Annotated in this window: 27 protein-coding genes; 15 read left to right on the forward strand and 12 right to left on the reverse strand. The window is 32.6% G+C overall.

Annotated features, from left to right (window positions below):
• Positions 1-2 precede the first annotated feature (2 nt).
• The gene (gene rlmD, locus L0669_RS12940; protein ID WP_263758117.1) at positions 3-1,415 is read right to left on the reverse strand and encodes a 23S rRNA (uracil(1939)-C(5))-methyltransferase RlmD; all 1,413 of its coding nucleotides are present in this window, start codon (positions 1,413-1,415) and stop codon (positions 3-5) included.
• Between the two features lie 195 nt (positions 1,416-1,610).
• Here rlmD and L0669_RS12945 point away from each other — a divergent pair, with 195 nt between their 5' ends.
• Entirely contained in the window at positions 1,611-2,624 is a 1,014-nt protein-coding gene (locus L0669_RS12945; RefSeq protein WP_232067426.1) for a sensor histidine kinase, read from the forward strand.
• Between the two features lie 129 nt (positions 2,625-2,753).
• On the opposite strand, the gene L0669_RS12950 is transcribed toward L0669_RS12945, so the two are convergent.
• From L0669_RS12950 to epsC, 3 genes are all read right to left on the reverse strand, one after another.
• Complete coding sequence (locus L0669_RS12950) at positions 2,754-3,740, reverse strand: aldo/keto reductase (protein ID WP_173972770.1); 987 nt, start codon at positions 3,738-3,740, stop codon at positions 2,754-2,756.
• A 182-nt stretch (positions 3,741-3,922) separates the two neighbouring features.
• The gene (cysM, locus tag L0669_RS12955; protein WP_263758118.1) at positions 3,923-4,810 is read right to left on the reverse strand and encodes a cysteine synthase CysM; all 888 of its coding nucleotides are present in this window, start codon (positions 4,808-4,810) and stop codon (positions 3,923-3,925) included.
• Between the two features lies 1 nt (position 4,811).
• Entirely contained in the window at positions 4,812-5,603 is a 792-nt protein-coding gene (epsC, locus tag L0669_RS12960) for a serine O-acetyltransferase EpsC (RefSeq protein WP_263758119.1), read from the reverse strand.
• Positions 5,604-5,794: 191 nt separating this feature from the next.
• Between epsC and L0669_RS12965 the strand changes: the two genes are divergently transcribed.
• The 3 genes from L0669_RS12965 (at position 5,795) to L0669_RS12975 (ending at position 7,605) form a co-directional block, all read left to right on the forward strand.
• Positions 5,795-6,496: a DUF1003 domain-containing protein gene (locus L0669_RS12965; RefSeq protein WP_263758120.1), complete on the forward strand. Its 702-nt coding sequence runs from the start codon at positions 5,795-5,797 to the stop codon at positions 6,494-6,496.
• Positions 6,497-6,878: 382 nt separating this feature from the next.
• Positions 6,879-7,064, forward strand: a complete 186-nt coding sequence (locus L0669_RS12970; protein WP_173972766.1) for a hypothetical protein — start codon at positions 6,879-6,881, stop codon at positions 7,062-7,064.
• Positions 7,054-7,605 carry a Smr/MutS family protein gene (locus L0669_RS12975; RefSeq protein ID WP_173972765.1) on the forward strand — a complete coding sequence of 184 codons (552 nt, stop codon included), beginning with the start codon at positions 7,054-7,056 and terminating at the stop codon, positions 7,603-7,605. Before L0669_RS12970 ends, L0669_RS12975 begins: the two co-directional genes overlap by 11 nt.
• Positions 7,606-7,757: 152 nt before the next feature.
• Here the strand turns inward: L0669_RS12975 and L0669_RS12980 are convergent, their stop codons facing one another.
• Positions 7,758-8,729 carry a hypothetical protein gene (locus L0669_RS12980; protein ID WP_263758122.1) on the reverse strand — a complete coding sequence of 324 codons (972 nt, stop codon included), beginning with the start codon at positions 8,727-8,729 and terminating at the stop codon, positions 7,758-7,760.
• Positions 8,730-8,816: 87 nt separating this feature from the next.
• Here L0669_RS12980 and L0669_RS12985 point away from each other — a divergent pair, with 87 nt between their 5' ends.
• Positions 8,817-9,941 carry a cysteine desulfurase family protein gene (locus L0669_RS12985; RefSeq protein ID WP_263758123.1) on the forward strand — a complete coding sequence of 375 codons (1,125 nt, stop codon included), beginning with the start codon at positions 8,817-8,819 and terminating at the stop codon, positions 9,939-9,941.
• 204 nt (positions 9,942-10,145) lie between these two features.
• On the opposite strand, the gene L0669_RS12990 is transcribed toward L0669_RS12985, so the two are convergent.
• Both L0669_RS12990 and L0669_RS12995 read right to left on the reverse strand, forming a co-directional pair.
• On the reverse strand, positions 10,146-10,718 hold the full coding sequence (locus tag L0669_RS12990) for an L-threonylcarbamoyladenylate synthase (protein WP_173972762.1): 573 nt from the start codon (positions 10,716-10,718) through the stop codon (positions 10,146-10,148).
• Positions 10,719-10,754: 36 nt separating this feature from the next.
• Positions 10,755-11,831: a DegT/DnrJ/EryC1/StrS family aminotransferase gene (locus L0669_RS12995; RefSeq protein ID WP_263758124.1), complete on the reverse strand. Its 1,077-nt coding sequence runs from the start codon at positions 11,829-11,831 to the stop codon at positions 10,755-10,757.
• A 222-nt stretch (positions 11,832-12,053) separates the two neighbouring features.
• Here L0669_RS12995 and L0669_RS13000 point away from each other — a divergent pair, with 222 nt between their 5' ends.
• The 8 genes from L0669_RS13000 (at position 12,054) to L0669_RS13035 (ending at position 19,053) form a co-directional block, all read left to right on the forward strand.
• Complete coding sequence (locus L0669_RS13000) at positions 12,054-12,284, forward strand: phosphopantetheine-binding protein (RefSeq protein ID WP_263758125.1); 231 nt, start codon at positions 12,054-12,056, stop codon at positions 12,282-12,284.
• 4 nt (positions 12,285-12,288) lie between these two features.
• Complete coding sequence (locus L0669_RS13005; protein WP_263758126.1) at positions 12,289-13,344, forward strand: 3-oxoacyl-ACP synthase III family protein; 1,056 nt, start codon at positions 12,289-12,291, stop codon at positions 13,342-13,344.
• A complete protein-coding gene (locus tag L0669_RS13010) occupies positions 13,341-14,429 on the forward strand; it encodes an aromatic ring-hydroxylating oxygenase subunit alpha (protein ID WP_263758127.1) in 1,089 nt (362 codons plus the stop codon). Before L0669_RS13005 ends, L0669_RS13010 begins: the two co-directional genes overlap by 4 nt.
• Positions 14,429-15,172, forward strand: coding sequence for an SDR family NAD(P)-dependent oxidoreductase (locus L0669_RS13015; protein ID WP_263758129.1), 744 nt, complete (start codon positions 14,429-14,431; stop codon positions 15,170-15,172). Before L0669_RS13010 ends, L0669_RS13015 begins: the two co-directional genes overlap by 1 nt.
• Before the next feature lie 8 nt (positions 15,173-15,180).
• Positions 15,181-16,191 carry a ketoacyl-ACP synthase III gene (locus L0669_RS13020; RefSeq protein WP_263758130.1) on the forward strand — a complete coding sequence of 337 codons (1,011 nt, stop codon included), beginning with the start codon at positions 15,181-15,183 and terminating at the stop codon, positions 16,189-16,191.
• Positions 16,191-16,826, forward strand: coding sequence for an acetyltransferase (locus tag L0669_RS13025; RefSeq protein WP_263758131.1), 636 nt, complete (start codon positions 16,191-16,193; stop codon positions 16,824-16,826). The genes L0669_RS13020 and L0669_RS13025 overlap by 1 nt, the downstream gene beginning before the upstream one ends.
• A 67-nt stretch (positions 16,827-16,893) precedes the next feature.
• Complete coding sequence (locus L0669_RS13030; RefSeq protein WP_263758132.1) at positions 16,894-18,066, forward strand: glycosyltransferase family 4 protein; 1,173 nt, start codon at positions 16,894-16,896, stop codon at positions 18,064-18,066.
• Between the two features lie 27 nt (positions 18,067-18,093).
• Positions 18,094-19,053 (forward strand): glycosyltransferase, encoded by a 960-nt coding sequence (locus tag L0669_RS13035; protein ID WP_263758133.1) that lies wholly within the window; start codon positions 18,094-18,096, stop codon positions 19,051-19,053.
• An 11-nt stretch (positions 19,054-19,064) separates the two neighbouring features.
• Here the strand turns inward: L0669_RS13035 and L0669_RS13040 are convergent, their stop codons facing one another.
• Entirely contained in the window at positions 19,065-20,075 is a 1,011-nt protein-coding gene (locus tag L0669_RS13040) for a glycosyltransferase family 2 protein (protein WP_263758134.1), read from the reverse strand.
• A gap of 128 nt (positions 20,076-20,203) precedes the next feature.
• On the opposite strand from L0669_RS13040, the gene L0669_RS13045 reads away from it, so the two are divergent.
• On the forward strand, positions 20,204-21,061 hold the full coding sequence (locus tag L0669_RS13045) for a hypothetical protein (RefSeq protein WP_263758135.1): 858 nt from the start codon (positions 20,204-20,206) through the stop codon (positions 21,059-21,061).
• Positions 21,062-21,071: 10 nt separating this feature from the next.
• Here the strand turns inward: L0669_RS13045 and L0669_RS13050 are convergent, their stop codons facing one another.
• The gene (locus tag L0669_RS13050) at positions 21,072-22,145 is read right to left on the reverse strand and encodes a glycosyltransferase family 4 protein (protein ID WP_263758136.1); all 1,074 of its coding nucleotides are present in this window, start codon (positions 22,143-22,145) and stop codon (positions 21,072-21,074) included.
• Between the two features lie 84 nt (positions 22,146-22,229).
• Between L0669_RS13050 and L0669_RS13055 the strand changes: the two genes are divergently transcribed.
• A complete protein-coding gene (locus tag L0669_RS13055; RefSeq protein WP_263758137.1) occupies positions 22,230-22,997 on the forward strand; it encodes a Kdo domain containing protein in 768 nt (255 codons plus the stop codon).
• Here L0669_RS13055 and L0669_RS13060 read toward each other — a convergent pair.
• The 3 genes from L0669_RS13060 to L0669_RS13070 form a co-directional block, all read right to left on the reverse strand.
• Positions 22,978-23,763, reverse strand: coding sequence for a glycosyltransferase family 2 protein (locus L0669_RS13060; protein ID WP_263758138.1), 786 nt, complete (start codon positions 23,761-23,763; stop codon positions 22,978-22,980). The genes L0669_RS13055 and L0669_RS13060 overlap by 20 nt on opposite strands.
• Positions 23,763-24,836: a glycosyltransferase family 9 protein gene (locus tag L0669_RS13065; RefSeq protein WP_263758139.1), complete on the reverse strand. Its 1,074-nt coding sequence runs from the start codon at positions 24,834-24,836 to the stop codon at positions 23,763-23,765. The genes L0669_RS13060 and L0669_RS13065 overlap by 1 nt, the downstream gene beginning before the upstream one ends.
• Positions 24,837-24,944: 108 nt before the next feature.
• Positions 24,945-25,760: a 2,3,4,5-tetrahydropyridine-2,6-dicarboxylate N-succinyltransferase gene (locus L0669_RS13070; RefSeq protein ID WP_026982140.1), complete on the reverse strand. Its 816-nt coding sequence runs from the start codon at positions 25,758-25,760 to the stop codon at positions 24,945-24,947.
• Between the last annotated feature and the right edge of the window lie 80 nt (positions 25,761-25,840).

Below are 25,840 nucleotides of genomic sequence, written 5' to 3' on the forward strand. Positions count from 1 at the left end.
TGTTAGCGAAGTTCTAAAAGTACAACATTTTCGACATGATGCGTTTGCGGAAACATATCAACTGGTCTAACGCGCGTAACTTTATATTTCTCATCCATTAAAGCTAAATCACGTGCTTGTGTTGCTGAGTTACAACTTACATAAACTACTTTTTTAGGAGCAATTTTCAGGATTTGATCGATAACTGCTGCGTGCATACCGTCTCTTGGCGGATCTGTAATAATAACATCCGGCTTGCCATGTTCTGCGATGAAACTTTCGTTAAAAACAACTTTCATATCACCTACAAAAAACTCACAATTCGTTATATTATTGCGTTCTGCATTGGCTTTAGCATCTAAAATTGCTTCGGGAACACTTTCTACACCAATTACTTTTTTTGCTTTTTTAGAAACAAATTGTGCAATAGTTCCGGTTCCTGTATATAAATCATAAACGGTTTCGCTGCCTGAAAGTCCGGCGAAATCACGTGTTATTTTGTATAATTCGTAAGCCTGGTCAGAATTGGTCTGATAAAAAGATTTAGCGTTGATGCTAAATTTTAAACCTTCCATTTCTTCAAGGATATAATCTCTACCTTTATATAGTTTGATATCCTGATCGTAAATAGTATCGTTTTGCTTTGAATTTACCACATATTGTAATGAAGTAATTTGAGGGAACTTCTCGTAAAGATGATCTAAAAGCAATTCACGATTTTTTTTGTCGTTTTCGTAAAACTGAATCAACACCATGATTTCTCCTGTCGAAGCCGTACGAATCATAAACGTTCTTAATAAACCAGATTGCTCTCTTGGATTAAAAAACGCTAAATTATTTGCATTGGCAAAATCTCTAATTTCGTTTCTAATCGCGTTTGAAGGATCTTCCTGTAAATAACATTTTTGAATGTCAAGAATTTTATCCCACATTTTCGGGATGTGAAATCCTAGTGCATTTCTGTTTCCAAGATCTTCAGTGCTTTCAATTTCTTTTTCGGTTAACCAACGAGCGTTAGAAAACGAAAATTCCATTTTATTTCTGTAAAAAAACTGTTTTTCAGAACCCAGGATAGTTTCGAACTCAGGAAGTTCAACTTTTCCTATACGCTGTAAATGGTTTTTTACTTCGTTTTGTTTGTAATACAACTGTTGGCTGTATTTCATATTTTGCCATTTGCATCCTCCACAAACTCCAAAATGATCGCAGATAGGTTCGATACGATGCTCTGATAATTCATGAAATTTTACGGCTTTGCCCTCATAATAGGCTTTTCTTTTTTTGAAAGTTTGAACGTCAACAACATCACCCGGAACTACGTTCGGAATAAAGATTACTTTTCCGTCAGGAGCCTTTGCTACTGATACTCCCTTTGCTCCGGCATCAAGAACCTGAATCTGATGAAAGACAACTTTGTCTGTATTTTTTCTTCCCATAGCGCAAAAATAAGGGTTTGTAAACTTTTTCAAATTTAATTTTCGAAATATTTTATCAAATTGTGTAATTTATTCTTTTAATTGAGTTTAAAAGTTAACTTTGTTTTTAGCAATAAACCCAATTCTGCTATTTTTAAACTATAGATTGTTATTATTTTTATGAAGTTATATCATAATCTTTCACAAATTGGCTTTTTGAAAAAAAGTTATGCCTTCAAATTTTTATTTGTTGCTTTTATAGGAATTCATATTCCTTTGATCGGGATTTTATTTTTTGTACTTTATTATAATCATAGTGTTTCGCCTACTTCGATTTTGGTTTTCTCTTTAATCATGACTTTACTGGCTACTTTGATCACACTTTTGGTTTTAAATCAATTAATTAAGCCCATTTCGATTGCTTCTAAGTCGTTAGATGATTACAGAAATAACAGAAAATTATCGATTCTGCCAACGGAATATACAGATGAAGCCGGTTTGTTACTGGCTAATATTCAGGAATCTATTTATGAAGCCGAAAGTTTTATAAACGAAAAACAGGATTTGATTTATATGCTTTCGCATGATTTGAAAAATTTTGCCGGGAATCCGCAAGGTTTGGCTAATTTAATTATCAGCGAAAATCCATCCGATTCTATTCGCCAATTGGCAGAATTAATTCGTGAATCGACGAATTTGCAATTTCGATACATCGAAAATTTTATAAAATTATTAAAAGAACAAGATCGCGTTATAAAAGGAAGTCAGGAAATTAAAACCATTTTATTGCCTGGTATTTTACCTTTTATTAATGAACAGTTAGAACAGCGCCTGATTGATAAAAATATAAAGTTGACTCTTGATTTAGAAATTACCGAGGTTAAATTAAGACTTGATGAAGGTTTGCTTGTGCAGGTTTTGGTGAATTTAATAAGTAATGCGATTAAATTCTCGTATTTCGACAGCGAGGTAAAAGTTAGAATCTACAATGACAACTCAAAAGTTATTATAACAGTTACAGATAAAGGAATTGGTTTTGATAAAAATCAGATCGATGAATTATTTAAGAAGTTTACCAAAATGAGCAGATTAGGAACGGCAAATGAATCTTCGACCGGAATTGGATTGTATCTCTGCAAAAAAATCATCGAAAAAAACAAAGGGACATTAGACGCAACCAGCGAAGGTAAAAATAAAGGAGCTGAATTTAGAATTGAGTTTGAAGCTTAAAAGAGTTATGAATTATAAGTTATGAGTTATAAGTTGAAATTGCGTTTTTTTTATAACTAAAAAAAGCGCTGAGATTCAAGAAAAAAAACTTAGAACCTCAGCACCTTAGATCCTTAGTATCTTATAAAGCTACCATAGCTGGTGTACAGAAGGTTTTATGTATTCTTCGTAAATATTGTTCATGGCTGCGATTTTCTCCGGAGTTAATTCTGGTAAATCATAAACCGATAAATTAGACATCACATGATTGGCTGTCGATGCTCCTGGAATAATACAGCTAATATCTTTAAAACTCAAAATCCATTGCAGGGCAATAGGAGCGAGGTTAGTTGTTTCAGGAAATAATGCTTTTAGTTTTTCAACCGCTTTTAAACCCAACTCGTAATCAATGCCCGAAAAAGTTTCTCCTTTGTCGAAAGCATCTCCGTTACGATTAAAATTACGGTGATCCTGAGCATCAAAAGTAGTTTTAGCATCAAATTTACCCGTTAAAAGTCCGCTTGCCAAAGGAACTCTTGCAATGATCCCGATATCTTTTTTTCTGGCTTCTGAGAAAAATAATTGAGAAGGACGCTGACGAAACAAATTAAAAATAATCTGAACCGTAGTTACATTCGAATATTCGATTGCTTTTAATGCTTCTTCGACTTTTTCTACGCTTACACCCAGATTCAGAATTTTCCCCTGGTCTTTTAAACGATCGAATAATTCGAAAATTTCAGGTCGGTAAAAAACTTCCGTAGGAGGGCAATGCAGCTGAATTAAATCAATGGTTTCTAATCCCATTCTTTTTAAACTGTCCTCAACAAATTTCTGAAGAACTTTTGGCTGATAACCTTCACTTACATGAGGATTAATATGACGGCCGCATTTTGTTGCCACATAAATTCGTTCAGATCGGGAACGAACCACTCTTCCAACAGCAGTTTCGCTTAAACCATTTTCGTAAACATCGGCAGTATCAATAAAGTTTACGCCATTGTCGATTGCAGTATTTATAAGTTCGTCGGCAGTTGTATCATTAAATCCAGATCCCCATTTCCCTCCAACTTGCCAGGTGCCAAGTGAGATTTCGGATATATTAAAGTTTGTTTTTCCTAGTTTTCTGTAGTTCATTTTTTTTAAGGTTCAAAGGTTCAGAGTGGCAAAGGTTCAAAGGTTTTTTGTAGAGGCGCACAGCAGTGCGTCTTTTTTTAGGTGCTAAGTTTTTCTTTTAAGGTTCTGGGGTAATAAGTCTTTTAAGATATTTTCTAAATAAATCTTAGCAACTTAGTAGCTCAGCATCTTAGTGCCTTTTCTTAGTCAAATAAATCCGAAGACAAATAACGGTCACCGCGATCGCAGATAACGGCAACAATTACACCTGATTCCAGCTCTTCGGCAATTTTTAAGGCAACAGCAACAGAACCTCCGCTGCTCATTCCGGCAAAAACACCTTCTTCGAGTGCTAAACGTTTAGTCATTTTTCTTGCTTCTTCTTCGCTTACATCAACAACCGTATCTACTTTTGTTGCATCAAATATTTTAGGTAAATATTCCTGTGGCCATTTGCGAATTCCCGGAATTTGAGATCCGTCACTTGGTTGCGCTCCAATAATCTGAACCGCTTGATTTTTTTCTTTTAAATAAGTCGAAGTTCCAATGATGGTTCCTGTTGTTCCCATTGCCGAAACAAAATGAGTAACTGTACCATCAGTATCGTTCCAGATTTCAGGACCTGTAGTTTTATAATGTGCTTTCCAGTTGTCATCGTTCGTAAACTGATTTAGCATGATATAACCGCCTTCTGCTACTTTTTTGTCGGCATAGTCCCGTGAACCAATAATTCCTTCGCTAGCGGGCGTTAAAATCACTGTAGCGCCATAAGCACGCATTGTTTGTGTTCTTTCTTTTGTAGAATCTTCCGGTAATACCAATTCGATCTCAATTTGAAACAATTGCGCAATCATTGCCAGCGCAATTCCGGTGTTACCGCTAGTGGCCTCAATAAGCTTATCGCCTTTTTTAATTTCACCTCTTTCAAGAGCAGCGGCAATCATGTTATAAGCAGCTCTGTCTTTTACACTTCCGCCAGGATTATTTCCTTCAAGCTTTAGTAAAAGTTTTACATTTTTATTTTTAACCAAATTGACAGTTTCCATCAATGGAGTATTTCCAATTAGGTTTAGCAATTTTTGTGCGTTCATTTTATTTTTTTTCTTTTATTTTAACTTCAGTTGTAGTGGTATTGATTACGATAGAACCTTCAGGAATCGATTTGGTAACCCAGGCATTTCCTCCCACGATGCTATTTTCTCCAATAGTGGTTTCGCCGCCCAAAATAGTAGCATTGGCATAAATGCAAACATTAGCTTCTACAGTTGGATGTCTTTTGGCGTTTTTCATTTCTTTGCTCACGCTCAAAGCTCCAAGAGTAACACCCTGATAAATTTTTACGTGTTTCCTGATCACAGTGGTTTCGCCAATAACGATTCCGGTCGCGTGATCAATAAAAAACGGAGAAGCAATGTCAGCACCGGCATGAATATCGGTTCCTGTAATTCGGTGCGCGTATTCGCTCATTAATCTCGAAAAGAGTAATAAGTCCAAATGATATAATTCGTGGCTTAAACGATAAATTGCAATAGCGTAGAAACCTGGATAACCCAAATAAACTTCGTCGATACTATTTGATGCCGGATCATTTTCAAGAATATATTCAGCATCCTGATTTAGTTTTTCGAGAACACCGGGTAGTTTTTCCAGAAAACGGTCCCAAATGGATTCACATAAATTTTGAGGCTTTTTGCAGGCTAAAACGGCAATTTCTTTAAAGCAAACTTCAAGTTCGTCGATGCTTTTGTCTAAATCTGCATTCGAATCAAAAAGGGTATAGAAAAGCTTCTCGGTAAAATCTTCAGTTTTGGTTTTGATCCCGTAATTTATATTAGAATGGCTTTTTAAAGCTTTGATATTTTGTATGATATTGTCTTTGGTCACAATTGTAAAATTGAGTGGATAATTTAAAACGTTAAAAGTAATGTGTTTTTTGTAAATAAGGGCACGAATAGTATAAAGAAATTTTGTTTTGAGAATTGTATTTGTGATAAATAAAATAAAATGAAACACGATTTTTTTATGCAATTGTTAAGAAGTTAAATGCGTAAATTAGCCTGTAAAATTTATAAAAAATGAAAAACAATTCGACTTTTAAAAGCGCTATTTCTAATCTTTCGTTTCCGGAAAATCAGAGAATATGGGGGAAATCTATTCATGATCCAATTTTGGGGCTGATTATAGAAGATCATCCATCTTTTAGTGAACAGGATTGTATAGCGGTGAAAGAATTAAACGAATACCGCCAAAAATATATTTCGAGATACTTATCTACAGAAATAGGAACGCTTTCTGATCTTGAAAAAAGTGTCATTAATTCTCTAAAAGAAGACAAATCGATTGTGAGTATTGTTGAGGATGAAGAAGAGGAGAGAAGCTTTGGTCAGAAAATAGCAGATAAAGTGGCTGACTTTGGCGGAAGCTGGACTTTTATTATTTCATTTTTACTTTTTATCATCGTCTGGATTGGTGCCAATGTTTATATTTTGGTCAATAAAGGATTTGATCCGTATCCGTTTATTTTGCTGAATCTGATTTTATCCTGTATTGCAGCATTGCAAGCTCCGGTAATTATGATGAGTCAAAACCGACAAGAGGAAAAAGATCGAAATCGTGCCAAAAAAGATTACATGATTAATCTTAAATCGGAATTGGAAATTAGAATGATTCATGATAAAATCGATCACATGATTATGCATCAGCAACAAGAATTAATCGAAATTCAGAAAGTGCAAATTGAGATGATGAACGATATTTTGAATCAGATAAAAAAATAATTTGAGAAGAATTTTGGTCTGAGAAAAATCAAATGAAACTTAGAATTGAAACTTTTTAGAAGTTACAAAAACTATTTTTATTGAATGATTTTTGAGTTTTTTAGAAAGATTAAATAGTATTAAAATTGAAAAATAATGGACAATTGAGATGATGAATTGTCGGAATTTTTCTGGAGTAAAAAGTAAGAATAAATCGGGTTATAAGTTGAGATTTTATTGCGCTAAAATGAAGTCCGTTTTTTGGTTTTTTAATTGATGATATTTACTGGTTTTTAGAGAGGGATTTTAGTTGTTTTTTTAAAGAAAATTTTCGATTCGTTTTAGAGAGTAGTAAAGTGCTATTTTAAAGTTTCATACTTTTGAATTCTTAAATACCTAAAAAATGAAAACGTTTAAAATTTTAATAATGATTCTTGCCATTTCGGTTGCCTTATATGAGCAGGTTTCAGAAGAGAAAAATATTTATATAACGGTAATTGCAATTGTCGTTTTCATGTTTGGAATGATGCAGTTGAGTGCAAAAACACCTAGTAAAAATCAAGATAAAGAGGAGCAAGATGTTGACTAAAGGAGATAAGGTTTCTGTCTTAGATGAAGCCATTAACGGAACAGTAGTTTCGGTAAAAAACAATGAAGTTGTAATCGAAACAGAGGACGGATTTATGATGACATTTTTTGTCAATGAGTTACTTAAAATGCAAGAATCCAGTAATTTAATGAATTCTATTAAAAGAATTGATTTAGATGAGATTTCAAAAGAGAAAACGGAGCCAAAACCGAGAAGTTTTGTTAAAGAAAAGAAGGATAAACGCGAAATTGCAGCTCCGGAATTTGATTTGCACATCGAAAAACTGGTTCCTAATAAACGCGGAATGTCTAATTACGACATCCTGACTCTGCAAACAGAAACGGCCAAAAGACATATCGAATTTGCGATCCGAAATCGTATTCCGAAAATTGTTTTTATTCACGGTGTTGGTGAAGGAATTCTAAAAGCCGAACTTGATTTTTTATTAGGTCGTTACGACGGAATAGATTTTCAGGATGCCAATTATCAAAAATATGGCTTAGGTGCCACCGAAGTTTATTTCAGGCAAAACAATAAATAGGGCACTTTTTTACGCTCCGATTTATTCGTTGTAAAGCATAAAAAAACATCCGTTTTTCAAGGCTAATTTCACTAAAGAATTAGATTGAAAAACGGATGTTTTTTTGTAGGAATAAAAAAAGGTTTTTGTACTGTTTAAAAACTCATTTTAAACTAGGGTACTATAACTTCTAAATTTCCTAAAACATAATTTGTAGCCAGTTTAAAAGAGCTGTGATCTTTTTGCAATGTTACGTTTTTAAGAACAATAGTATGTGTAAAAACTTTGTTGACATTTGTGGTCGTAACTTCTATAATTCCGCTTTCTCCCGCAAGTCCATCACGGGCAATCCATGTTTCGCTTACCGCAGGAGATGATGGTATTGTGGTGTTACAAAAGTAACTTTGTGTCAGGGTACCATTTATATAAGTACGTAATAAAACTTTGTTGGTTGTACCGTTAGCATTGATAAGACCTGTTCTTGGCGTTGTTGTTATTTCATTTACAAGCAGCGCAGGATCTATATTGTCAATCGTTAATGCAGATGATGCGTTGTAGTTGTAAACCTGTTTTGAAGCATTTGTACATTGCTGTACAGGATTGGTGAAAACTGTATTTGGTGCAGTATATGAAGTTGAAAAATTTCCAAATACGTATTCTGCTTCAACCTGATCTCCGGCAGGTTTAGCAAAGGTGATGTTTCTAAAAACAATAGTATGGTTGTAACCTGTAATTGTAGTACTTCCGTCAGTAGATGCTGTGCCTGGTATTGAAGTGGTAGTGATCTCTATTTTTCCGGCTGTTCCAATCCATTCTTCTGTAATATTTGGTGTTTTTGGTGGTATTGTACCGCATATATTGGCAGTGGCAACAGTACCATCATAAGCTCTGTAAACAACACGATAGGTACTATTATTGATGTCATAAGAATAAACAGACGGATCGTTTATAATACTATTATCTGGTAATTGTATCAATAAAGATTCTTGGGGTTTAAGCTTATATATTAGATTATTGGTTAATGGGTCACAGGTTTGAGCTTTAATACTTTCGTTGCTAAAATCAATAGTATCTACTGTTAAATCACCATCATCGCAACCGTTTAGTATTAGGGCGAACAATAGAAGGCTTGCATATTTTTTCATCGTAATTTTATTTGACGTCAAAAATAGTGAAAAATTTGGCAAATGATATTTAAGATTAGACAATTGATATTTCATAACTTTGCAGCAATGAAAAAAGTATACCTCGATAACGCCTCTACAACCGCTATGCGTCCTGAAGTAATTCAGGAAATGACTAAAGTAATGACGGAAGATTTTGGTAATCCGTCTTCTACACACAGTTTTGGAAGAAACGGAAAGACTATTCTGGAACTTTCCAGAAAAAGTATTGCCAAACATTTAAATTGTTCTGCACAGGAAATTCTTTTTACTTCGGGAGGAACTGAGGCAGATAACTGGATATTGCGTTCAGCTGTAGAAGATCTTAAAATCGAGCGTATCATTACCACAAAAATTGAGCATCATGCCGTTTTGCATACTGTTTTAGTATTGGAATCTGAGTATAATGTTCAGGTTGATTATGTTAAGATTAGTCCTGACGGAAGTATAGATCTTACTCATTTGTCTAATTTATTGGCAGAAGAAAAAAAGACTATTGTGAGTTTAATGCATGTTAATAACGAAACAGGAACAATTCTGGACTTAGAGAGAGTTGGGGTAATTTGTAAGCAATACAATGCTTTATTTCATTCAGATACAGTGCAATCTGTGGGTAAAACAGAGATCGATTTGCAAAAAACTCCAGTCGATTTTATAATTGCAAGTGCACATAAATTTCATGGACCTAAAGGAGTTGGGTTTGCTTTTATTCGCAAAAACTCAGGTTTACAGCCTCTTATTTTTGGCGGAGAACAAGAAAAAGGACTTCGCGCAGGAACAGAAGCTGTGCATCAAATTGCAGGTATGGCAAAAGCCTTGTCTCTTTCTTATGAAAATTTAGATCAGGAAAGAACTTATATATCTGAATTGAAGATGTATCTGATTGATCAGTTGGAGATTCATTTTCCAGGCTTTAGAATCAATGGTAAAAAGGATGATTTTTATAATATCATCAATATAATTTTACCTTTTTCTGCAGATAAAACTTCGATGCTTTTGTTTAGTTTAGATATGAAAGGAATTGCGGTTTCAAGAGGAAGCGCCTGCCAGTCCGGAAGTATAAAACCTTCACATGTTTTAAAAGAAATGCTTTCTGAAGAAGATTTAAAATTACCTAATCTCCGAATTTCATTCAGCCATTATAATACTAAAGAAGATATCGATTGGTTGATTGAGAGTTTGGGAGCTATTTGAGGTTCTAAGTTTCTGAGGGGCTAAGTTATTAAGGCAAAGGTCTGGTAAAATATTCTTCGACTTTGCTCAGGATGACATTGAAAGGTTGTCAGGCTGAGCGAAGTCGAAGCCATTTAATAAGGTGCTAAGATTCTAAGGTTCTGAGATATTAAGATTTTTGAACGTCAAAAAAAGCATTCACAATTCACAATTAATAACTCACCATTATTTACGAATAACTTTCACTTGCGAATCTCTCGTAAGTTTTATAATTGTCGAAGGTTTTCCGGCAATTTTATCCTGATTTAGTTTTACGACATAATCAACACCTTTAATGATTTCAGGGCTAATATCCTTGAAAGCAATAGGGGTTGGTTGTCCTGAAATATTAGCAGATGTAGAAACCAAAGGCTTTTTCATTCTTTCCATTAATTTAAAACAAAACGGTTCTTTAACCAGTCTTATTCCAAGCGATTTATCAGCTGCAATAATGTTTGGTGCTACATTTCTGGCATCGTCTAAAATTAATGTAGTTGGTTTTTCAGATACATCCAGAATCTGCCATGCAACTTCTGGAATATCTTTAAAAACATTGTACATCATTTTTTCTCCATTCATCAAAACAATCATACTTTGTGTTTCGGCACGCTGTTTTAATTTGTAAATTTTTGCAACTGCTTCCGGATTAGTTGCGTCACAGCCAATTCCCCACACAGTATCTGTTGGGTAAAGAATAATGCCGCCTTCTTTTATCACTTCGTAAGCATTGTGAACTTCAGTGTTAATATCCTGACTCATAACTTAAAATATTTTTTATGATAACAAATAGCTTTGTTATAAGGTTTGTTTATTTATAATTTGAACTATTTTTTCTAAATCAGTCTCAGCGATTCCTACATATAAAGGCAGGCATAAAATTCGTGAGGCTACTGATTCAGAAATAGGCATTGCATCTCCTTTTGTATATTCTATTGTATTTAATGACGGATAGAAATAACGTCGGGGAAATATATTTTCAGCTGCCAGAGCATCCTGAACTTTTAATAAAACAGCTTCTGAACTAAAAATTACAGGATAATAACTGTAATTCCATTCTGTATTTTCTCTTATTTTTAAAGATTGTACAGTTTCAAAATTTAAATTTTCATTATAAAAATCGACTACGTTTTTTCTTTCGGCAATAATATGGTCCATGTACGGAAATACCGCTAAGCCCATTGCTGATTGCAGTTCAGAGATTTTAGCATTGATTCCTAAACCATGAAATGCCAAAGGTCCGTCATGTCCGAAATTATGGCTGTAATACAACTGATGAAAAGTTTCTTTATCATCGCAGAATATTGCGCCGCCTTCTCCGGTATGAAATAATTTTGTTGCGTGAAAACTGCAGGTGCTTACATCTCCAAAAGTAAACACAGATTGGTTATTATACTTAACTCCAAAAGAATGAGCAGCATCGTAAATTACCTTTAAATTGTGTTTTTTTGCGATTTTTTCAATTTCGATTACGTGACAAGGATTTCCAAAAACATGAGTTGCTAATATTGCAGTGGTTTTTGGCGTAATGGCAGCTTCGATTTTAGTTTCGTCTATGGTTAAATAATCTGGATGTATGTCGACAAAAACAGGCGTACAATTTTCCCATACAATTGCTGCAGAAGTTGCTACATAAGAAAAAGGAGTGGTGATAATTTCGCCTCCTTTGCCAAATAACTTTAATGCAATTTGAATTGGTATTGTACCGTTATTAGTAATAATTAAATTAGAAACTTCAAGATGTTTTTTAAGTTTATCTTCTAATTCTATAGTAAGTTCACCGCGGTTTGTAAGCCAAGCTTTATCCCATGCACGTTTTACAAAAAGGTTGTATTCTTCTTGCGGAGGTAGAAAAGTTTTGGTTACAGGAATCATTAAATTTTTGATTAGTGGTTTTTAATTTATCTTTAAGGGTAAACTATTGTTATATTTGTGGGGTAAAAATAGGAAAAGAAACCTAAATTTTGGGCATAAGTCAGCATTATAACATTATAAGAAAAACGATATGCCGCTGAGTTGTTTGAACAACAATAATTTAAGGGATCATTTTTATAAAATTAATATCAATAACAAATTCAAAATAAATTTAAGAATACTATGGAAATCAACACTTTTTTGCGAAATTTTGCAGATATTTTAGATGACACAGATGCAGCATTAATTAAACAAGAAACTGTTTTTAGAGATTTGGAAGAATGGGATTCTTTAACAGCCTTGTCATTAATTGCTATGGCCGACGAAGAATACTCGGTAAAATTAACGGGAGATGATATTAAATCTTCGACTTCATTAAATGATATCTTCGAAATAATTAAAAATAAAGCATAATCAAATGGCTACTTTTTCAGTAAATGACATTGCGATAAAAGGTATATCTTGTTGCGTTCCAAAAAATACGGAGCGCAACATTGATTTTAATCTATTAACGCAGGAAGAAATTCAAAAATTCGTTGATGCCACCGGAATAGAAGAACGACGTATCGCAACAAAGGAAATTTGTACTTCAGACTTATGTTGCGAAGCTGCTGAAAAATTAATCAAAGATTTAAACTGGCAAAAAGACGAAATAGAAATTCTGGTTTTTGTTTCTCAAACTGCTGATTATATTTTACCTGTTTCTGCCGCAATATTGCAGGACAGATTAGGATTTTCTACCAATTGTATTGCTTTTGATGTGCCTTTGGGATGTTCCGGCTATGTGTACGGAATATCTATAATAGCCAGTATGATGAAAGCAACCGGTATAAAAAAAGGATTGCTTTTGGCAGGAGATACAAGTAGTAAGCTGCTTTCTAAATCAGATAAAAGCACAGTTCCGCTTTTTGGTGACGGAGGAAGTGCAACAGCATTTGAGTTAGATGAAAATGCAGATCGTTTGCTCTTTGATTTAGGAACAGATGGTTCAGGCTATAAAGCCATTATTGTACCAGACGGAGGATCAAGAAACAGAATAAATGAAGAGTCTCTTATCGTAAAAGATGTTGAAGAAGGGATTAGTCGTAATTCTTGTAATTTGGTTCTTGACGGAATGGACGTTTTTGGTTTCGGAATTTCACAGGCTCCTAAAACAGTAAATAAACTTATCGAAAAATTTGAGATCGATAAGGATACGATAGATCATTTTGTGTTTCATCAGGCAAATTTGATGATGAATAAGATGATTGTTAAAAAATTAAAATTACCGGTAGAAAAAGTTCCTTATTCTTTAAAAGGATTCGGAAATACCTCTTCTACAACAATTCCTTTAACCATTGTAACCGAGTTAAAACAAAGTTTAGCAAACGAGAGCAAAGAACTTATAATTTGCGGTTTTGGAGTTGGATTATCCTGGGGAACAGCTAAAATAAAGCTGGATAATGTTGTGATTTCAGATTTGATAGAAATATGACAAAAAATTTAAACTACATAGACGAAACCATTTATCAAAAAGAAAAATCTTTGTTTCTCGATGAATCCTGGATATTAGTTGCTCATAAAAACGAATTAATAAACAACAACGATTTTGTAACCTTTGAATATTTTGGAAATAAAATATTTGTTCAGAATTATAACGGTACGATAAAGTCTTTTCAGAATGTTTGTTTACACAGATTCAATACCATACACGAAGAACCTTACGGAAACAGAGTTTCATCTTGTTTGTATCATAACTGGACTTACGGAAAAAAAGGTAACGTTATTGGCTTAATGTGCCGTAACTCATTCGAGAAAGACAATATCAATGAATTGAGGCTTAAGGAGTATGAAGTTGATTATTGTGGAGATTTTGTTTTTATAAAACTAAACAATGAGTTTGATAAAAGTCTGGAAGAATATCTGGGAACTATATTTGTTCCGTTGCAAGAAATAAGTACACACTTCGGATCAAAAACAATCGATTATACCATCGAACATAAAGTAAACTGGAAACTTTTGATCGAAAATGTTCTGGAATGTTACCATTGCACTTCGGTACACGAAAACTCATTTGCAAAAATGGGATTTGGTTCTGTAGCGCCCGAGAAATTTGATTTTTTTGATGCACACAGTTGGTGTGAATTTCCAAAAGGAGAAGGTGTCAAACAAAATAAAATTATAGAAAAATCATTGGCCAGCAGAACTTTTAAAACACAAGGATATTTACATTTTTATATTTATCCCAATGCTTTTATAAGTTCAGTAGAAGGAAAAGGATTTTACTTTGGTTTTATGTTGCCGGAATCTCCTTCAATAACAAATTTAAGAGTGCGTTATTTCTCTCCTAAATTTGATAAAGAATTAAGCGAATCCGAACAAAATATTATTGATTTTATTAATAATAGTTCAAACGAATCCTTGGATTTGGTTTTAAATGAAGATAAAAAGATAGTAGAAAATATTCAGACGAATCTGGTAAATTTTAAAGATCATTCGCCAATATTTGGAGATGAAGAATTTAGAATTTTAAAGTTTTACGAATATTTTAGTGCTAAAAAAGAATTAAAAGAGATATAATGAACCCATTTGATTTATCAGGAAAAAAAATATTAGTAACCGGAGCATCTTCAGGAATTGGTTATGAAACTTGTTTAGCAATAGCAAGACAAGGAGGAACTTTTATTGCTATTGCAAGACGTCAGGATTTTCTCGAAAAATTAATCGAAGAATGTGGAAATGAAAATAGCTTTATAGCTGCTGATTTATCTAAAATAGAAGATATTAAAACCATTGTTGATTCAATCGAAAATATCGATGGTGTCGTTCATTCGGCAGGAATAGTGTCGTTGGCGCCGGTAAAATTTTATTCAGAAGAATTAATGAATGAAATGAGAAGCATTAATTTTGATTCAATCGCTTATTTGATTAATCTGATCTTTAAAAAGAAAAAAATAAATAAAGGAAGTTCGATTGTTCTTGTTTCTTCAATTGCCGGCTTGTTCGGGATGAAAGGAAACGGAATTTATGCAGCAAGCAAAGGTGCATTAATTGCCATTTCTAAAGTTTGGGCTGCTGAATTTGCCGCTAGTAAAACACGCGTAAACTGTGTTTCGCCAGGAATGGTTAAAACCGAAATAACATCAAAATCGATTGAAGATTTATCTTTAGAAGTGATTCAGCAAGATGAAAAAAAATATCCTTTAGGTTATGGAGATCCGGTTCAGGTAGCCAATCCTATCGTCTTTTTATTGTCTGAAGCAAGCAGCTGGATAACAGGGCAAAATATAGTTTTAGACGGAGGAAGAACATCAACGATATAATGCCGACAATGAAAGCGAATATAAAAGCCATATCCTATTATTTACCCGAAGCCGTTTTATCTAATGATTTAATTCATCAGGAATTTCCTGAATGGGATATCGAAAAAATTAGCTCTAAAACGGGAATCAATTCGCGACATATAAGTGCCAGTGATGAGTTTTCATCAGACATGGCGGTAAAAGCAGCAGAGAAATTATTTGCCGAGCATAATATAGACAAATCAACTATTGATTATTTATTGTTTTGCACGCAGAGCCCTGACTATTTTTTGCCTACTACAGCATGTATTATTCAGGATAAGTTAGGATTAAATACATCAATAGGAGCCTTAGATTTTAATTTAGGATGTTCTGGTTTTGTATATGGTTTAAGTTTAGCAAAAGGCTTGATTGCGGGTGAAATGGCTAAAAATGTTTTGCTGATTACCTCAGAAACATATTCGAAATTTATTCATCCAAATGATAAAAGCAATAAAACCATTTTTGGTGATGCTGCTGCGGCTACATTAATTACTACTGAAAAAGGTTTTTGTTCTATAGGTAATTTTATTTTTGGTACAGACGGAAAAGGAGCAGAGAACCTTATTGTAAAGCAAGGAGGTATGCGTTTTCCTGTTTCGGATGAAAATGAAGATATCAAAGATGAATTTGGGAATGTGAGAAATGATAAGAATCTATTCATGAACGGAACCGAAATTTTCAATTTTACAGGCGAATTTGTTCCAAAGCTTACAGCATCAATTTTAGAGAAGTCAAACCTGACAAAAGAAGATATTGACTTGTTTATTTTTCATCAGGCCAATAGATACATGTTGAATCATTTAAGGAAAAAAATAAAAATCCCCGAAGATAAATTTTGTATTGCCATGGAACATTGTGGCAATACAGTTTCATCAACCATTCCGATTGCTTTATACGAAGCTCAAAAGCAGGCGAAATTAGCCACTAGTAAAAATGTGATTTTAGCAGGTTTTGGAGTAGGATATTCGTGGGGTGCATGTAATTTAATAATAGAATAATGAAGAATTTAATAATAGTAGGAGCAAGAGGTTTTGGTCGTGAGGTTTACGATCTCGCCACACAATGCTCAGGTTTTAATATCGAATATGTTATTAAAGGTTTTCTGGATGATAAAGCAGATGCACTTGATGGTTTCGAAAGTTACCCTTCAATTATTTCTTCTGTAGAAAATTATGTTGTCGAGGAAAATGATGTTTTTGTCTGTGCGTTAGGAACTGTAAAATGGAAGAAACATTATGCAGAGCTAATTTTAGCAAAAGGAGGTTCGTTTATTAATCTTATTCATCCTTCGACAAAACTAAATACAAATGTTATAGTGGGGACTGGTTTACTCGTTTTTATGTATGCCAATATTAGTAATGACTGCATAATTCAGGACTTTGTTACGATACAAGGGTATGTTGGTTTAGGGCATGATACTAAAATTCATAAATGGGCACATTTAAGTTCTTATTCTTTTACAGGCGGTTTTGTTGTACTTGAAGAAGAATCTACACTTAACACCCGCGCTACAGTATTGCCTCATGTAATAGTTCGAAAAGGAGCTACTGTTGGCGCAGCAAGTCTGGTTATTAGAAACGTAAAAGAAAACACTACGGTTTTTGGGGTTCCGGCGAAAAAGCTTGAATTTTAAAACTATTTTTATATAGTAAAATTCTTATATAAAGTTTAAATTCGCATTTAAATTAAATAAGAATAAATTGAATACTAAGAAAAATGTTTTAATGATTTGCTCTTGGCTTGATTATGAGTTAGGATTGGGAAGTTTCTTTATGGAGCAGGCTTTGATATTAAGTGATGATTTTAATTTTGTCCTGATAAATTTTCGCCCCGTTAAGTTTAAAATTGAAAATTATAAGAAAATTTTCAAGATTGAAAAAAACACCTATAAAGAGAAGATTACGATTCTATATTTATATTATCCCTCGTTTAAAATTTTTAAAAACAACTACTTTTTAAAAATAATTGAAAAGAAAGCTTTTAGAATTTTACATCAATATTTAAAAAAGGATAAAATTAATATTGATTTACTTCATGCACAAAGTGTTTTTGATGCAGCATTTTGGGCTTTAAGTTATCATGAAGAGTATAAGACTCCTTATTTGCTAACAGAACATAATCAATTTACATTAAGGAATGTTAGTAAGCAAAAGATTAAAAAGCTTGATGCTGTTTTGAAAAAATCTAAATTTAATTTAGTTGTAAGTAATGATGTGGTCAGACAATTTGCAACAAATTATTTTTTTGGTGATTTTGTTAACGTAGGTAATACTGTAGATGAAAAGCTTTTTAATAATTGTAATAGAACGAAAAGCGAGTATTTTGAAATTATAACAGTAGGAGCATATGCACCAATAAAAAATCAGATTAAAACATTAAAAGCGTTGAAAATTATTGACAGTTTGAATTACGAAAAGATAAAGTTTACCTGGATTGGCATTAATGCCTGGGGAACTGATTGTATGGAAGAAGTAAACAATTTAATTTTAAGCTTTCAATTTAAAAATATACAAATCGAAGTTGTAGAAACGGCTTCAAAAGAAGAAATTGTTTTAGCATTACAAAAGTCAGATGTTTTTGTTTTTACAAGTCTTTGTGAAACTTTTGGAGTTTCTCCTTTAGAGGCATTATTTACAGGAGTTCCTGTAATTACTACTCAATCGGGAGGTGTTAATGAATTTATTACTAAAGAAAATGGTATTATTGTACCTGTAAAAGATTTTAAGGCTATTGCCGAAAATATTCTAAAAATATTAAATAAGGAACTTCAATTCAATCACGATTTGATATCTAAAAATGCCATTTCAAGATTTGGAGTGAAAGCATTTAAGGAGAAAATGATTCCGTTATATAACAAAACTATCACTTTGTGATACTTTAAAAAATAAATAAAATCTAGTATGAGAGATCAGAATACTATTATTTCAAGTTGGATAAATAATGATACAAAACCATTTGTCAGTATTTTATGTGATACTTTTAATCATGAAGGATTTATTCGTGAAACTTTAGAAGGCTTTTTAAAACAGGAAACAACATTTCCTTTTGAAATTATTGTTCATGACGATGCTTCTACAGATAATACTCCTGCTATTGTAAAGGAATTTGCAGAGAACTATCCACTTATCATTAAACCTATTTTACAAAAGGAAAACCAATATTCTAAAAAAGTTAATTTTTGGAGTGATCTTACATTTCCTATGGCGAAAGGAAAGTATATTGCGTTATGCGAAGGAGATGATTATTGGATCGATAAATTGAAATTGCAGAAACAAGTCGACTTTTTAGAAAATAATAAAGAATATGTTATCACCTGGACTGATTATCTTAATCGAAAAGGAACTGAATTAGTGCCAAATAATTTCAAGGAAACTTTACCATCAGTATATACCATCGACTTTGATACCATTTTTCAGCCTTATTGTACTTTAACGCTGACCAGCGTATTCAAAAAAGATGCTGTTGATCCTTTAGATTATAAAAAATTCAAATACGGTAAAGATAATACGCTTTATGCATTGGCGCTTTGCCATGGAAAAGGAGCTTTTTTAAATTTTCAGGCAGCTGTTTACAGATTGCATCCCGGAGGTGTATTTTCGTTAAAATCAACGTTTTTTCAGCGTTATTCTTCTTATCTCAATGTAAAAGAGATTTATGATAATATTCCGCAAGCCAGAACAAAAAATATCGAAAAAGTAATGGCTTCGTTATTAAAAGCGTCTGCGTTTGAAGCTTTGAAACTGCGTAAAACAGAAGAATTTAAAAACATTGAAGAACCTCAAAAAGCAATTAATGAATTTTTAGAGAAAGCCAGTTTATCTTTAAAATTCAAATATTTTTTGAAATATATAAAATCATGATTTTAGAATTCTTAGCGACCAAATAAAGATTTAAAATATAAAATCGTTCGATCAAAAAGGCTTATTTTCTGAAATAAAGCCTTTTCTTTTTTACTTAAATGTTTGTAAAAAGGAAGATTAAATGAATTAGCATTTCGAATAGTACGTACTAAAACCTTATCAATATGTTTTTTGAATAAGTTCTGATTGAAATATTGAATCTTTTCATTCTGCGAAAGCAGGAATTTTGATGCATTTATGGTTTCAATAATTTCGTCAGGCGAAAGTTTTTTTTGCAATGAAACTGTATTTAAATAAAAATCAATTTTGGGATCTGCCGGATCTATTTCAAGTGCAGCTAACTGTTTTATTTTTACTCTTTTTACAGATCGGTTAACATTATCAATTTTTGTTTTACTAATGTTGTTATCGTGTTGCCTGTAATTTAGCAGAGATTCCGGTATATTATAGAAATGCGTTTTAGCCAATAATCGGCTCCATAAATCATAATCTTCAGCAGGAACATAATCATTGTCGAATTTTAGATCGCCTAAAACTTCTTTTTTAAACATAACAGTTGGGTTACCAATGTTACAACTGTGTAAAAAAGATACTTTTATAGCATCGTGATTGTTACTGTGATTTATGGTTTTATTTTTTTTAGATCCAAAAAAAGTAAACCCTGTGCCGCAAACTCCAATTTCCGGATTATTTTTTAATACTGTTATTTGTTTTTCAAAACGAGTTGGTAAAGCAATGTCATCAGCATCCATTAAGGCAATAAAGGTACCTCTTGCAGCGTTAATTCCTTCATTCCTGAGGTTTGCCGGACCAACATTCTGTTCTTTATCAATAATAATTACCCGATTATCTTTAGATTGAATTTTTTTAATTATTTCTAAACTTTCATCAGTAGATTTATCATTTAATATTATAAGTTCAAAGTCTGAGAATGTTTGATTTAGGATACTTTCTATGCTTTCTTGCAAAAATGGAGCAGCGTTAAATACAGGAATTATAACAGAAATTTCAGGAATTTGCATGATTTTGCATGGTTTTTGTTTCAACAAAGCAAAGATAATATATAAGTTAAAATTATCTTAAAGAATAAGTGGTAATTTTATAGATAATTTCGGAATGTTTTTATCTTTGCCCTAACAAATTTAAATAAATGAAAAAAATCCACGTTGGCTTTTTATTTTCTTATGATTACGAAAAACTAAAAATATCAATTCCTCTTGTGTACAATGATGCCGATGCTATCTTTTTAGCAGTTGATGAAAAATTTAGAACCTGGTCAGGTCAAATTTTTGAGGTTGATGATCAGTTTTTCGAATGGATAAAACAATTTGATACCCAAAATAAGATTACCATTTATCGTGACAATTTTTATGTGCCTGAACTTTCGGCCATCGAAAATGACAACAGAGAGCGTCATATGCTGTCTTTAAAAATGGGAATCGGGAACTGGCTTATACAGGTGGATAGTGATGAATATTTCTTAGATTTTAAAAAGTTTGTAAAAGATTTAAGAAAGCATGACAACTTTTTAGATGATCCGGAAAACAACAGAATACAGGTTGCTGCTTTTTTAATTAATATGTTTAAGTACACTGATGGAGGTTTATTGTATGTAGATAAAGCCACCAGAGGACTTATGGCAACTAATTATCCGGATTATAAAGTAGCTAGAAATACACGTCAGAGAATTATATATACGCGTAATTTGTTATGGCATGAAACTTTATCAAGAACAGCAGAAGAAATAGAATATAAGTTTAAGAACTGGGGACATAACGATGAAGTAAACCCGGATTCGTTTATGCAGAAATGGAAATCAGTGAATAAGGATAATTATAAATCGATGCGTGACTTCTTTTATATGGAGCCTGAAAAATGGAAAAAACTGGCTTTTGTAAAAGGTACGACCTATAGTGAGATTAAAAATAATATCGACATTTGTAAAGTAGCGCCTTCAAATCTTTACATCTGGAGCAAAAACATCGGACAATGGTTCAAGCATTTATAAAGAAATACTATTATTTTAGTATTTCTTTATAAACATTCAAATATTCTGAAGCTGCAATTTTCCAATCGAAACTTGCAGCTCTTTTTTTCAGTTGGTTTTCGATTTCGGTTTTATTATTTTCGAAATGATTTAATCCGTCAAAAAGAACTTCTTTCATATATTCAGGATCAAAATTGGTCCAGTAATTTGAAACATCACCTCCAATTTCAGGCAAAGAAGTTTTATCAGATAAAAATATTGGTTTGCCAAAACTCATTGCTTCAATTGGGGGAAGTCCAAAACCTTCGCGAATTGAAGGGAAAAGAAATGCCGTACAATTTTTCATGTAAAACTGTTTTCCTTCATCAGATACTTTTCCGGTTAGGAAAACCTGATTGCTAAGGCCATTGTCATCAATTAACTTCTTGATTTCTTCGCCATACTTTTTATTATTGTTTCCGGAAATGATTAGATTAAAATCCTTTATTCCTTTCATCATAGTAATGATTGAAGCATAATTTTTTCTTTCGATAAAATCTCCAATTGTATAAAAGAAAGGTTTGTCTACCGGAACTGTTGAAACAAAAGAAGAAGTATCTAAAAGCGCCGAAATTGGGTTTCCGTTATAAATAACATATTCAGGAACATTGGGTACATTAAAATGTTCGTGCGTATTTTTTTTTGCAAATTCTGAGATATAAGTAATTGCAGTGGCTCTTTCGAGTTTTTTTCTAAAAAGTTTGTGCAGTTTAGAACTTTTGTCTGAAGAAATTTCTTCGACAAAATGAATATCATGAACCGTAAGTAAATAGTTTGTTTTAAAAAAAGGTTCGACTTTAATATTTTGATTTACAGAATGCCATAAATCGTATCTTTTTCGAATTCTGAACAAAGGATGACGCGAAAGACTATTGTATTTATGATACTTGAATTTATCTTTAAATTCCTCTTTAAGAAGTTCTGGTTTTGCACTGTTTAAAGTTAATTCAAAGTCATTCAGGTTTAATGTAGATAACCCTTTAATTAATTCGTAATTAAAAGTTCCTAAACCTGATGCTCTGTTACTGATATTATGTGTCTCCAGGAAAATACTTTTTTGTGGCATTTAGTTCTTTTTTTTACGAAAATACAATAATAATTTGAAGTGTTAAATCGTATATGTACTTTTGTTCCTTATAAAAAACTACTGATGAATTTTAAAGTAAATCCTTCTTTCGAAAATAGTACTTCGTCAATTCTTGACAAAATCAAAACGTTTAATTCTTCGGGTGAACTTTTTGGAAATGGAGACCGCAATAAAATAAAATTGTTTGATTTAGAGGGAAAAACCATCAATATTAAATCATTTAAAATTCCGAATATAGTGAATAAGATTGCTTATCGATATTTTAGAAAATCGAAAGCAAGACGTTCGTTTGAGTATGCTACAATTTTATTAGAAAAAGGAATTGGAACTCCACAGCCAATTGCATTTCTTGAAAATTTTAATATTGTAGGTTTAAAAGACAGTTATTATGCAAGTGAGCATTTAGTAACCGAATTGACATACAGAGAATTGGTTGAAATTCCGGATTATCCGGATAACGATGCTATTTTAAGACAGTTTACAAAATTTACTTTTGATCTTCATGAAAAAGGAGTAGAGTTTTTAGATCATTCACCCGGAAACACATTAATCAAAAAGAACGATAACAATCAATACGGTTTCTTCCTGGTCGATTTAAACCGAATGAATTTTCATGAAAACATGAGTTTTGAGCAGCGAATGAATAACTTTAGTCGCCTAACTCCTAAAAAGGAAATGATTGCTGTAATGAGCAATGAATATTCTAAATTCTATAAAGAAAAGTCAGAAGCTGAAATTTTTGAAAAAATGTGGCATGCGACTACGCATTTTCAGGATGAGTTTGCCAGAAAAAAAAGATTGAAAAAGAAACTTAAGTTCTGGAAATCGTAGTTTTTGATCTTAATTTCTTAAGTTCCTGAAAACGTACGGCAACACTTAAAGCATTTAGGTAACAAACAATAATTCCCTTTTTTCCGTCTAAAATTCCTAACCGAAGAATATACTGATTTAGAAATTGGTAAACAGGACGTATATAAAAATGAAAAAAATGAGGTTTTGTTTTTTTTACTAATTCTTCCTGCGCTTTCAATTGCCCGTAGTGGATCATCTTTTGCTTGTAATCATCATAAGTAGAGTAGGAATAATGAATTAATCTATTTTTTAATTTTCCGGTTTCTCCCGCTGTAATTAATTTTTCATGTACAATTTTTTCATGATTGTAATAAGCATTTTCTTTTTTGAAAAGGCGAATGATTTTGTCTGTTTGCCAGCCGCTAAAATGCAGCTTTTTATTCTGGAACATAAAAGTTCTGTGCATGAAATAAGCCGAAGCGCTACTTTGCTTATTAATAATACTGCTGATTTCTTTTTCAAGTTCAGTTGTTAACCTTTCATCGGCATCAATAAAAAGAATCCATGAATTTGTAGCTAAACTTAATGCATAATTACGTTGAGAAGCAAAATTATCAAAAACACGCTGAACAATTTTTACATTTTTGAAGGATGAAGCTATTGCAAAAGTAGCGTCTGAACTAAAAGAATCTACCACAATTATTTCATCGGCGAAAGCCAGATTATTAAGAACAGCTTTTATATTCTGTTCTTCGTTATAAGTAATTACTAATGCCGTTAAGGTTTGTTTTTTAGGCAAAGTCATTAGATAGAATTGCTTAGGTTTTGATTTAAAAACGATTCAATTTGCGCTTTAAAATATTCAGGATTAAATTCTTTATACAATGATAAAGACTCTTTTTTGAGCATTTTTTCTGTTTTTTTATCGAATAAATCTTCGCGATAATCTTTTAAATGCACAGATAGATGATGAATTCCGTCTTCAAAAGTGGCCCATATTTTCTTTTCGATCCACGGAGAGAAAATAATAAATGATGGCTTTTTAAGTGCTTTTGCCATATTGATAGCGCCGCCATCGTTTCCTATAATTAAGTCACATTGGTTCATAATAGCTATAAACGAACGGAGATCATCGCCCAGTAAATCAAAATATATTTTTTTCTGGGTAGAAGGTTTGCAAGCATTAAAAACGGTTTTAGCGTCTTCTAATTGCTTTGGAAAATAATTAAAAAGAATATTGACATCTGCAGTATCAGCAACGTAGTCTACTACTTTAGACATAAACTCTAAAGGGTATGTTTTTAATTTTTCGCTTCCTAAAAGACTAATCATAACTGTTTTTCGATCTTTTGAGACATTATGTTTTTCAAAAAGCGCGATAGCTTCCTGATTTTCTTTTTCAGAAACAAATAATTTTGGAATAGGATCGATTGGTGTCTCTAAATCAAGAGGTTCTAATAACGAAAGTCGTCTTTCTATGGCTAAACCTAAATTGGTTTTAGGAAGAGCTTCAAACGGAACATTGTCAGTATATAAAAAGTTTCTTCCGGGTTTTTTATATGAAATTTTTCGCTTAGCATTACTCAATAACATCAAAATCCAGCTTTCTAATTTTGAATAAGCATCAATGATCAAATCATACTTTTGATTCCGAATCTGGATTCCAAGGTTTAATAGTTCTTTTTTGCTTTTGCGGTGTTTTTCTTCAAACAAAATAATATTGTCAATACTTGTATTGCCTTCTAAAACCGGAGTTGTCGAGGCATAAACCAAGTAATCTATCTGAGCATCCGGATAAGCAGTACGCAGGTTATTGCATATTATACTGCTGATCAAAACATCTCCAATCATTTTTTGCTGAATTACAAGTATCTTCATATAGAAAGCTTAATCTTATTAAGAGTCTACAAATTGAAGCAAAAAAAATCCAAATTCCAATTGATAATCATTGGAATTTGGATTTTTTAATTTGCTTTATTTTAAACCTTATACAGCAACGTCGTATTCGCGAAGTGCATTATTTAATGAGGTCTTTAAATCTGTAGATGGTTTACGTGTACCAATAATCAAAGCACATGGAACCTGAAATTCACCAGCAGCGAATTTTTTAGTATAACTTCCAGGAATTACTACTGAACGTGCAGGAACAAAACCTTTCATTTCAACAGGTTCATCACCAGTAACATCGATAATTTTTGTCGAAGCAGTTAAACAAACGTTAGCACCAAGAACAGCTTCTTTACCTACGTGAACTCCTTCTACAACAATACAACGAGAACCAATAAAAGCACCGTCTTCGATGATTACAGGAGCAGCTTGTAATGGCTCTAAAACTCCACCAATACCAACACCACCACTTAAGTGAACGTTTTTACCAATTTGTGCACAACTACCAACAGTTGCCCAGGTATCAACCATAGTTCCTTCATCAACATAAGCACCAATATTTACATAACTTGGCATTAAAATAACACCACTAGAAATATAAGCTCCGTAACGTGCAACAGCATTTGGTACTACACGAATTCCTTTTTCAGCATAACCTCTTTTAAGTAACATTTTGTCGTGATATTCGAAAATACCAGATTCCCATGTTTCCATTTTTTGAATTGGGAAATACATCACAACAGCTTTCTTCACCCATTCGTTTACTTGCCATTTATCACCAACTGGTTCAGCACAACGTAATTTTCCTGCATCAACCAATTCTATAACTTCTCTGATAGCATCAGTTGTAGTAGTTTCTTGTAATAAAGCTCTGTTTTCCCAAGCTTGTTCAATTATAGTCTGTAAAGAATTCATAAGTTTTAATTTTTGGCAAAGATAGGGTATTTGTGCAAATGCAAAAAAGTAAATGCTTTTGAAAATGTTACAGATATAAC

Origin of the sequence: Flavobacterium bizetiae, from assembly GCF_024271895.1 — a bacterium.
GTDB lineage: Bacteria > Bacteroidota > Bacteroidia > Flavobacteriales > Flavobacteriaceae > Flavobacterium > Flavobacterium bizetiae.

Coding starts and splice junctions, on each gene's coding strand:
- rlmD (WP_263758117.1), bottom strand. CDS start 1,415: ATGGGAAGAAAAAATACAGACAAAGTTGTCTTTCATCAGATTCAGGTT.
- L0669_RS12950 (WP_173972770.1), bottom strand. CDS start 3,740: ATGAACTACAGAAAACTAGGAAAAACAAACTTTAATATATCCGAAATC.
- cysM (WP_263758118.1), bottom strand. CDS start 4,810: ATGAACGCACAAAAATTGCTAAACCTAATTGGAAATACTCCATTGATG.
- L0669_RS12965 (WP_263758120.1), top strand. CDS start 5,795: ATGAAAAACAATTCGACTTTTAAAAGCGCTATTTCTAATCTTTCGTTT.
- L0669_RS12970 (WP_173972766.1), top strand. CDS start 6,879: ATGAAAACGTTTAAAATTTTAATAATGATTCTTGCCATTTCGGTTGCC.
- L0669_RS12975 (WP_173972765.1), top strand. CDS start 7,054: ATGTTGACTAAAGGAGATAAGGTTTCTGTCTTAGATGAAGCCATTAAC.
- L0669_RS12980 (WP_263758122.1), bottom strand. CDS start 8,729: ATGAAAAAATATGCAAGCCTTCTATTGTTCGCCCTAATACTAAACGGT.
- L0669_RS12985 (WP_263758123.1), top strand. CDS start 8,817: ATGAAAAAAGTATACCTCGATAACGCCTCTACAACCGCTATGCGTCCT.
- L0669_RS12990 (WP_173972762.1), bottom strand. CDS start 10,718: ATGAGTCAGGATATTAACACTGAAGTTCACAATGCTTACGAAGTGATA.
- L0669_RS12995 (WP_263758124.1), bottom strand. CDS start 11,831: ATGATTCCTGTAACCAAAACTTTTCTACCTCCGCAAGAAGAATACAAC.
- L0669_RS13000 (WP_263758125.1), top strand. CDS start 12,054: ATGGAAATCAACACTTTTTTGCGAAATTTTGCAGATATTTTAGATGAC.
- L0669_RS13005 (WP_263758126.1), top strand. CDS start 12,289: ATGGCTACTTTTTCAGTAAATGACATTGCGATAAAAGGTATATCTTGT.
- L0669_RS13010 (WP_263758127.1), top strand. CDS start 13,341: ATGACAAAAAATTTAAACTACATAGACGAAACCATTTATCAAAAAGAA.
- L0669_RS13015 (WP_263758129.1), top strand. CDS start 14,429: ATGAACCCATTTGATTTATCAGGAAAAAAAATATTAGTAACCGGAGCA.
- L0669_RS13020 (WP_263758130.1), top strand. CDS start 15,181: ATGAAAGCGAATATAAAAGCCATATCCTATTATTTACCCGAAGCCGTT.
- L0669_RS13025 (WP_263758131.1), top strand. CDS start 16,191: ATGAAGAATTTAATAATAGTAGGAGCAAGAGGTTTTGGTCGTGAGGTT.
- L0669_RS13035 (WP_263758133.1), top strand. CDS start 18,094: ATGAGAGATCAGAATACTATTATTTCAAGTTGGATAAATAATGATACA.
- L0669_RS13040 (WP_263758134.1), bottom strand. CDS start 20,075: ATGCAAATTCCTGAAATTTCTGTTATAATTCCTGTATTTAACGCTGCT.
- L0669_RS13045 (WP_263758135.1), top strand. CDS start 20,204: ATGAAAAAAATCCACGTTGGCTTTTTATTTTCTTATGATTACGAAAAA.
- L0669_RS13050 (WP_263758136.1), bottom strand. CDS start 22,145: ATGCCACAAAAAAGTATTTTCCTGGAGACACATAATATCAGTAACAGA.
- L0669_RS13055 (WP_263758137.1), top strand. CDS start 22,230: ATGAATTTTAAAGTAAATCCTTCTTTCGAAAATAGTACTTCGTCAATT.
- L0669_RS13060 (WP_263758138.1), bottom strand. CDS start 23,763: ATGACTTTGCCTAAAAAACAAACCTTAACGGCATTAGTAATTACTTAT.
- L0669_RS13065 (WP_263758139.1), bottom strand. CDS start 24,836: ATGAAGATACTTGTAATTCAGCAAAAAATGATTGGAGATGTTTTGATC.
- L0669_RS13070 (WP_026982140.1), bottom strand. CDS start 25,760: ATGAATTCTTTACAGACTATAATTGAACAAGCTTGGGAAAACAGAGCT.